A 6,869-nucleotide genomic window follows, 5' to 3' on the forward strand; every position below is an offset into this window, starting at 1 on the left:
TTCAATTCTCAATTAGGTGCAATCAACATTTCATAATTAAAGAGGTTCTAAAAAGTCCATTAAATAAAAAAGAAATGTAAATAACAATTATTAATATTTACATGCATACTCTTGTTGAATATCCTATTGGCGATTTTTTAAGGCTGTTTGCCGCGAACAAAATTAAAAGCTAAAGGAGAGCTTACGTTGACGACTTTATTTGGAATTGGTTTAGTCTTCTGCGTGTTAGCGTGTGCAGTCTTGTATGCTGGGAACCCAAATCAGCAGTGGTTTAAAACACGCCCCTATTCATTCAAAATAGCCATCATTGGTTGTATTAGTCTTTGTACTGTCGCCACTTTTTGTTTTAGCCAGTCGTTTTCAGTAGCCGCTGCAATTTTTACGACTTTTACGCTTAGTATGCTTGGTTTAAGCCTTGTTCCTCTTATTACCCGGTGGGAGAAGCCTTTAACCGCACCACGTGGGAATAAATCAACACTATCTCGTGCCCATGGTAGTCAGGCTAGTCCGCCACAATGGTGGCTAAAAAGTATTGGAGCACTTGTACTGGGGCTTCCTCTAGGTTTATTTACTAGCGCACTTATTACTTTTACAGTGTTCAGTAACACGCCTTTAGACGTCAAATCACAACACCTTATGTGGTGGATAGTACCCATCTGGCTCACGCTTATAGCACTTATTTACTTTTCTCACCGCCCACTTCGCATCTTCACCGCTATTGCTCTTTTAACCTTTGCAGAGTACCTAGCAATACAGGTCTTCATTTAAACCATGAAATTAGAAAACTTTAAGAACTACCAAAACATTCATATTTGGACAGGCATTTTATCTGGGCTTTTATTGTTTATCTGCTTTGCAACTAGTGCTTTTACCATTTTTAAAGGGCCACTGAACAGCTGGGCGCTACACAGCGAAAATACTATGCCTGCCATCGCTGAAAGCCAATATGATGACTTAATACAGCAAGTGCTGATTGCCCACCCTGAAGCAGGTAAAGAAATGACTGTATATTTGCCAGCAGCAATGACAGAACATGCGCCGGTTCAATGGGTAGTGAGAGATGAAGATACTCATGATGCAGTCTATTGGCATGCCTCATTGGATGAGAACGGGCAACTTATCAGTCAGCAAGCTTTTCTTTCAGATATCGGTGACTTTCTTGATCATCTGCACAGAACGGCAGGGATCCCAGGAGGTGACGATCACGATGCAGTAGGTATCTGGATAATGGGTATTGTTTGTATACTCTACTTTGTCGCCATTGTATCGGGCTTGGTTATATTTCTCCCCACATGGGCAAAAGACTTATTTGCCCTGCGAAAAGCAAAGAAAGCCAAACGTTTTTGGGTAGATTTTCACAATATTTTAGGTATTTCAGCACTTCCTTTTCATATCATTATTGCTGTTACCACTGTGGTATTTGCTTATCACGATATCCTTTACGGCTCTATGCAAAGCCTTGTTTATAAAGACAAGCCTATGTTCAACCGGCCCGCTGTAATAGACGTGGATAGAAACAACGAAAACCTTCTCTCTATTGAAACACTACGCCAAAAAATCACAGAAACTGAGCCTGACTTCAACATGGCTGAACTGCGATTTTCCGGTCTAGGTACACCTCGTTCTAGATTGATCATAGGCGGCGAACTTGAAGGTGAGATCATACGCGGCCCTTATTATGCGTTCTGGGTGACAGACCCATACACCGCGTCTGCTGGATATACAGCAATGCTGCCTTCCGTGTCGGGAGCAGCAGGTAAAATTGTGAATGGTTTTTTTACACTTCACTTTGGGGGTTTTGGCGGCAGCACAATTCACTGGATTTATTTTGCATTGGGCTTAAGCGGTTCACTGCTATTTTTAACCGGCAATATCATTTGGATAGAAGGTAGAAGAAAACGTTCAACTGCTAATGCTCCTGCCACACAGAAACGCTCGGTAAGAATTTTATCACGCCTCACTGTGGGCGTTTGCACTGGAACCTTTATTGGTATTGGTTTATCTCTTCTGGCGGCGAAGTTTGCAGCGGCAACACAAAGCAACATTCAGTTCTATCAGCATCTCGGCTATTACGGCGGATTCCTCGCAGCGATTGCATATAGCTTTTTAGTTACTCCCATTAAAGCAGCCATTCACAGCCTTTATGCTCTTACCGCAATAGCACTTAGCCTTATTGTAGCAACCTGCATCTATTGGAATGCCAGCGTATCTAGCACCATAAATATCGCGTTTATCGGAGTCGCTATTTCGCTAATTGCGCTGTTTATTTTGACTGCGAAACGTTTGGCTGCAAAACGCTCGCTTGTGCCCCAAGACGGTGTCTGGCAATAACCTAAATCTAATCTCTGGCGGGTGTTGACCGTTGGCAGTTGCCAGAACTTTATCACTTAAGCAATAAAAAGAGCCTCGTTCAAAGCGGCCGTAGTACTTTGAGAAACAATAAGGAACTACTTTTATGAGAAACGCGTTTCCATCATCGTTATCTGTGATAGCAATGGCAATATCAACGGTCGGCTTTACTGCCAATGCTCAAAATGTACCAGCCCCTGACGGGAGTGTGGAGGAAATTGAGAAAATCGTCGTACTAGGCGAAAAAGCCAATCGTACGTTAAAAGATTCAACATCATCCATATCAGTACTTACCGCAGATGAAATAAACAATACACAGTATAAATCAGTATCTGATGCACTTTCAGAAATCGCCAACGTAGTAACGCTTTCGGGCGCATTGCCCGACATTCGCGGTGTTTCAGGAAACGGTGGCGCTGGGGGCTTTAATTCAATCTCCGGTGGCGCAAAGGGGCGCGTATCGACCTTAATTGATGGCGTAGCGCAACCTTTTGTTGCAGATTTAAGCGGCGATAGTGGTATGTGGGACCTACAGCAAATAGAGGTTTTCAGAGGTCCTCAGTCTACCAGTAACGGGCGAAACAGTATTGCCGGCTCAGTATTCATAAAAACCAATGATCCCACCTTCGATTGGGAAGGCGCTGCCAGAGTAGGCTATAGAAACAAAGACCAGTATATCGATACTGCTAGTGTCATATCTGGCCCTATTATTGACGACGAGTTAGCCTTCCGCTTAAGTGTGCAATCACTCAATGCAGATACTATTACCGACGGTGAAGGTTATGAGTCAAACCCACCTGATTACGATATCGATGAGATAAAATCCAATCGCGTACGTGCGAAGCTAAAGTGGCAGCCTAGTGAAGCTTTGTCCTTTATGTTGTCTCACACGTATAACAACGAACAAGGTGATACTGGCCGAATTTATTATGAGCTTGAAAATTTAGAAGAGCACAATCGTATTTTCTTTAGAGACATAGAAACGGAGATTTCTACCACCTCTTTACTGACTGAATACAAAATCAATGATCAACTCTCATTTGATATTATTGCTGCCTTTATGGATTATCAATGGGGTTTTGACAGCTATGAGGCCGCCGACGAAAACGAACAAACCCTGATATTTGATGAGACCAATACCACTGTTGATGCCAAGCTAAACTTCTCGTTTTACGAAGGTGATACCACGGGTTTTATTGGATTTTATTATTTCGAACGTGATCAGGACATATTAAGTACCGGCGCTTACCCTTATTATGGTGATGATAAAAGCAAATCTGTTGCCCTCTATACCGAAGCTAATTTCACCTTGTCAGATAAGCTTACGCTTACCGCAGGTGGACGCTTAGAGCGCGAAAGTCAGGATAGGCACTTCGTGTACGGTGCAATTGATGATGTGTACATTGAAGACACCAATATTTTCCTACCAAAACTTGCTTTGCAATATGCGATTACCGACGCCACCACGTTAGGCTTGAGTGCACGAAAAGGCTATAACGCAGCGGGTGGCGCCTTAAACTTCACCGAACAAGAGTATTACTATTACGACGAAGAAGAAGTTTACACCTACGAGCTTAGCTCTCGCACTTTGCTAAACAACAACACCTACATCAGTGCTAACCTTTTCTACAACGACTATTCAGGCTTTCAGGCATTGAGCTCAACGCGCTTTATCGTCAATATGCCCGACGTTAAAACCTATGGGCTAGAAGCGGAGTTAAACACCAACCTTACCGAAGATTTACAAGTCAATGTAGGTCTGGGTTTATTGCACACCGAAATTACCGATGCAGGTGAACAATACCCCGATGTCGACGGTAACAAACTCAATTCTGCACCTGATTTTAATGCCAGTATTGGTTTGAAGTACTGGGTCACAGACGCTATTAATGTAGGGGGTTCTGTGCGTTATGTCGGTGAGTATTTCGGTGATTTTTCCAATACAGAAGCGCGTATAGGTGGTGATTATACCCTGACGCGATTAACCGCTAACTACGAAAATGAGAACTGGACCGTGACGGCCTTCGTTGACAATCTATTTGACGAGACAGCCATTATTACTCAAGAGCCAGTAAGTGGACGCTATCCAGCGGGGTACGCGGCTATCGCTGATCCTCGCAATGTAGGCGTGTCTGTTATTTACAAGTTTTAGACACCCTTTTATTTGAACGAGAAAACCGGAGTAAATGATATACCTTTACTCCGGTCTTTCTGTTTTCACTGAGTGAAGCGATGGGTTTAGCGCTACCATTTGCACTTCTTTCTTATGCTCTGGCACATCCACTTTACCCGAAGCAATCACCTCACCTTCTTGCCATAGCTTCCACTCGCCCCGTTCGTAAATATCCCACTGTTCATCGTTTGTTAATGGTTCGGTAGCAATAATACTCACTACATTTTTTGGCGTGGTTTCAGCTGCAAAATCGATTTCCACCTCTACATCACTCAAACAAGCGGGGCCAAAAGGTGCTCTGCGGGTAATGCTAGCTAACTTTGTACTACAGAAGGTAAATAGCCAGTCACCGTTACTCAGCAAGCAATTGAATACACCTTGCTGAGCATACTCTTTTGAAAGCGCCACCAGCGTTTCAGCTAACTGCTCAGGCATAGCGTCTCGGGGGAGATTTTGCCTAACATTATTCATAATATCGCAGAAAAGCTCTTCGCTATCGGTATCCCCAACTGCTTCGTAAACACCCGTCCGGCGCGAGAAATTACGTAATTGCCCGTTGTGCGCAAACACCCAGTATCGCCCCCACAGTTCGCGAGTAAAGGGATGCGTGTTAGCTAAGTTAATGTTACCCACATTAGCCTGACGAATATGACATATAGCATTTTTACTTTTTATAGGCAGCTTCGAAACAAAGTCTGCGATGGGTGATGTGGCGCAAGGCTCGGGATCGTGAAACATACGCACGCCCTTCCCTTCATAAAAAGCAACGCCCCAGCCGTCTTTATGCGGCCCTGTTTCACCACCGCGGCGAGTCAGCCCGGTAAAACTGAAACATAGGTCAGTGGGAGTGTTCGCACTCATGCCTAAAAGTTCACACACAGCGTTTACTACCTATAGCAGTTATTTCATTTAGTACGTCGAGAATACGCAAGCACTTTAGCCGAATCAATTCGACATTGGTACGTAATAAAGGAGAAGCAGAAGACTTTACAACTCATTCACCTTTTTGAAGCCAATAACCTTCATACCACTTTATTTTATTTGAATTGCGTTAAAACGTCCGTTTTATGTTTACCTCCCCTTTCATTTGCAATTAATAATAATGATAATCAATTACAAACAAACCACTTTTTCATATATATGATCCGCTACCACTCTTTCTCGATTTATTCGCTTTTCGTCATTGTTATGTGTTCGGTGTTTTTACCCTACACTTCTTTTTCTTTTGCTAACGAGGTTTCTTCTTCAACTCCTATCGCTAATACTGTGAACTACGAGGTAAATCAAACCTTTAAGCATTTATTAAGCGAACATCAAATCGTGGCAATTGGTGATATACACGGCTCCGCAGCACCGACAGAGCTCTTAATCAACGCTCTGTCTGATCGTGATATCTTTGAGAGTGTCGACGTTATTGTGACTGAGTTTGGTAATAGCCATTACCAAGCTGAGTTGGATGATTATTTGCTTAATCCCAATACAAAGGTTTCACTGCAAGAATTAGAGCCTTTGTGGCAGGAAAGTATTTATTTTATGGCGTGGCAATATGAGCATTACCGCCATTTTGTGCAGGCACTAAGGTTACTCAATGCATCGTCAAACCATAAAGTTCGCATAGCTCTAGCCGAACCAGAGTTTAAATGGGAAGGATTGAGCAAAGAACAATGGCAGTCTCTCACCAAAACACGCATTGTTAACTATGAAAAAACTGTGAAGCAGATAGCTGAACAAAAAAATAAAGCGATTCTTCTGTTTGGCGCAATGCATACATTAAAGCAGCCGGTGTCGTTAAAGCGGGGTGAAGCAATCAATGAGTTTGTGCCCTTTATTTCTAAGCTTAACGACCTTAACATTGCGACAATATGGACCCATTTTTCTACATCGACAATACCTGATATTTCTACTCCCACGCTTGTTTTGCTTAACGAAAAGAGTGAATTAAATTCCCCTTTATCCAGCGTTTCAGCACGATTTGCAGACGGCACGAATCAAAAGCTTTCAGACGTTGCTGACGCATACTATTACCCAGGCCCTTTGGACCGACATGCGCCAGTGCCTTCACATATTAAACGAGACAGCCAGTGGCACCACGAGATGAATCGACGCGCCGCAATAGTTGACGAACGAGTCTCAGCACAAATCGCTAAGCAATTAGCTGAATGGCAAGCCGAAACCAACTAGCATTTTGAGATCATGGGGTCAGAGTACTTTTTCAGTAATGTACTCTGACCCTGAGGGATCCCCACGAATTTAATTTCATATGCCTCCGGCCCAGGCTGCGTCAACTATGGAGCTGTACCATTTGAGTGCAGCTTTCCACTGTCGCATAGTAAATCGTATTCGACAA

The 6,869-nt window shown here is 43.2% G+C and carries 5 protein-coding genes; 4 read left to right on the forward strand and 1 reads right to left on the reverse strand.

Annotated elements, in window-relative coordinates:
- The first annotated feature begins 186 nt into the window (after positions 1-186).
- The 3 genes from MHM87_RS17235 (at position 187) to MHM87_RS17245 (ending at position 4,501) form a co-directional block, all read left to right on the forward strand.
- A complete protein-coding gene (locus tag MHM87_RS17235; RefSeq protein ID WP_239260369.1) occupies positions 187-768 on the forward strand; it encodes a hypothetical protein in 582 nt (193 codons plus the stop codon).
- Between the two features lie 3 nt (positions 769-771).
- Positions 772-2,331 (forward strand): PepSY-associated TM helix domain-containing protein, encoded by a 1,560-nt coding sequence (locus tag MHM87_RS17240; RefSeq protein ID WP_239260371.1) that lies wholly within the window; start codon positions 772-774, stop codon positions 2,329-2,331.
- 124 nt (positions 2,332-2,455) lie between these two features.
- Positions 2,456-4,501 (forward strand): TonB-dependent receptor, encoded by a 2,046-nt coding sequence (locus tag MHM87_RS17245; protein WP_239260373.1) that lies wholly within the window; start codon positions 2,456-2,458, stop codon positions 4,499-4,501.
- Between the two features lie 45 nt (positions 4,502-4,546).
- Here the strand turns inward: MHM87_RS17245 and MHM87_RS17250 are convergent, their stop codons facing one another.
- Positions 4,547-5,401, reverse strand: coding sequence for a class II glutamine amidotransferase (locus MHM87_RS17250; protein WP_239260375.1), 855 nt, complete (start codon positions 5,399-5,401; stop codon positions 4,547-4,549).
- Between the two features lie 387 nt (positions 5,402-5,788).
- Here MHM87_RS17250 and MHM87_RS17255 point away from each other — a divergent pair, with 387 nt between their 5' ends.
- Complete coding sequence (locus tag MHM87_RS17255; RefSeq protein WP_239260377.1) at positions 5,789-6,703, forward strand: hypothetical protein; 915 nt, start codon at positions 5,789-5,791, stop codon at positions 6,701-6,703.
- The last annotated feature ends 166 nt before the right edge of the window (positions 6,704-6,869 follow it).

Source organism: Alteromonas sp. Cnat3-28, assembly GCF_022348265.1.
Lineage (GTDB): Bacteria > Pseudomonadota > Gammaproteobacteria > Enterobacterales > Alteromonadaceae > Alteromonas > Alteromonas macleodii.